The 1,983-nt window shown below is 47.9% G+C and carries 2 protein-coding genes; both read left to right on the forward strand.

Annotation, left to right across the window (positions count from 1 at the left end):
- Window positions 1-1,448, forward strand: a 1,448-nt coding sequence (locus A3762_RS27545) for a hypothetical protein (RefSeq protein WP_369820679.1), incomplete at its 5' end; no start/stop codon positions are given.
- Window positions 1,449-1,522: 74 nt separating this feature from the next.
- A partial coding sequence (locus A3762_RS12030; protein ID WP_068755743.1) for a YecA family protein occupies window positions 1,523-1,983 on the forward strand: 461 nt, incomplete at its 3' end.

Raw genomic sequence — 1,983 nt, forward strand, 5'->3', positions numbered from 1 at the left:
TTGAAGTTAGCCAAAACGAAGAAGAGCAAAGCACCGCTGCACAACCACGTGAAACAGTTAAAGAAGAAGCCGCAGTGAAGACGATTACGCCTCGTCCTCCAGCTCCAACTTCTTCGAACGAAGGCGGTTTGTTTGCAAAGATTGCTAGCAAGCTTTCTGCAATGTTTAGCTCTGAAGAAAGCGAGAAAGAAGAAGAGAAACCTTCTCCTAAAAATCGCAACAACAACCAACGTCGCCAAAACAGTAATCGACAAACGAATGCTAAACGCACTAAGCGTGGTGATGACCGTAATAATCAGCAAAACCGTAATAACAAACGGGAGCGCAATGATGAACGCCAAGGTCAGCGCAATAACAAGCGCAACAATGATAAAGCGCGTTCAAATGATCGAAATACGGCTGAAAAAGAGCAAAACGCGCCGCGCAATAAACAGAATCAAAGCAAGCAAAACGACAATACAGATAGCGCCAACAAGCGACCACGTCGTCAACGCAATGCAGGTTCTAACAATCAGAAGTATCGCGAGAAGCCACGCCCTGAGCCTATCTCTGATGAAGAGTTGGCAAAAGTAGCGCCAGCAAAAGCGGAAGCAGAAAAAGCGACAACGGATGCTCAAGAAGCACCTGTTGCAGCAACGGACGCAGCACAAAACGACTCGAACGCGACGCAAGAGAAAGCGCCACGCTCAAACAATCGTCGCCGCAACCGTCGTCGTAATGCACCTAAAGCGGAAAACACGACAGCAACTGAAGCTGCAAGCACTGAAACGCCTGCTACTGAAAAAGCTCCGGCAGCAGAACCAGTTGCCAAAACAGCAGCGCCTGCTGAGAAAGTCACTCAGCCAACTGCTGATTCGACAGAAAAAGCAACGGCTAACGCAAAAGCAACTAGCGCTGAAAAGCCAGCAGAAAAAGCAGCGTCGGAGCCTGAAAGTGCAACACCGAATGATGCCGCAGTAAGCAAAACTTCAAAAGAAGAAGCGCCTAAAGCCGAAACAAAAGCAGAAAAAGCTGAAAAGCCATCTGCGCAAGCTGAGGCCGTAACGACTGCTGAAACTGAAGCGAAAGAAGACGATACAAAACCGGCACCGCAACGTCGTCGCCGTCGTCGTCGCCCAAGCTCAGAAAAAGAAGCCACTGGCGAACAAGCATCAGGAACCAAAGCCCAATCTGAAGTACCAGCAGAAAAAGCTGAAACGGCAAAAGCTCTAGTGGAGAAAAAGCCCGAGCCGAAGCCGGAAGCTGCAGAGTCTAAATCAAGCCCTGATGTTTCGGTTGCCGTTGCAAACTCAAACGCTAGTACCTTTAAGCCTCAGCGCCCAGCACGCCGTCGCCAGCGAGGTGAAGCAAAACTTGCACACAACGACCCACGCGCGAAAGCTACTGAAAGCCAGCCATCAGCGGCTTCAGCAGCACCAGTGAATGAAGGTGAAACGCAAGACCAATAAGCTTTATTGGACTTTCTTTAAGCCAGAAGTTAGCTTAATGCGCTTCTGGCTTTTTATTTTACGGATATAAATCTATGCCTCTTTCTGAATCTGCCGTCGACCAACTAGAAGAGTTATTGTTTGACGAGTCTCTTAGTGATGACACGCTTGACTATTTTGGCTTGCACGGCCTGGTGAGCGCGACTGTTGTTGGTCCTGTTGAATTAACAATCCCGCAGATAACCAACATCTGCCTCGCAGAACAAACACTGAGCGGAATGGAGAAAGAGTTAGACCATCTAGCAGGCTGCATTGCAGTCATGCACAGCGAACTCATAGAAAGCCTTACCGAAGGCTCGTCAATTATTCTCCCTTTCGAGGATGAAGACGAACACTATGATGATGCGTTGATAAGCTGGTGCGCGGGTTTTGTTGAGGGAATTTTAAATAACGAGTCAGATTGGTTTAATCAGAACGAAGAAATAAGCGCCGAATTGTTACTTCCGTATATGGCCTTATCTGGTTTATTTGATAATGAAGACTTTGCTCCAATCAT

Source organism: Oleiphilus sp. HI0125 (assembly GCF_001635355.1).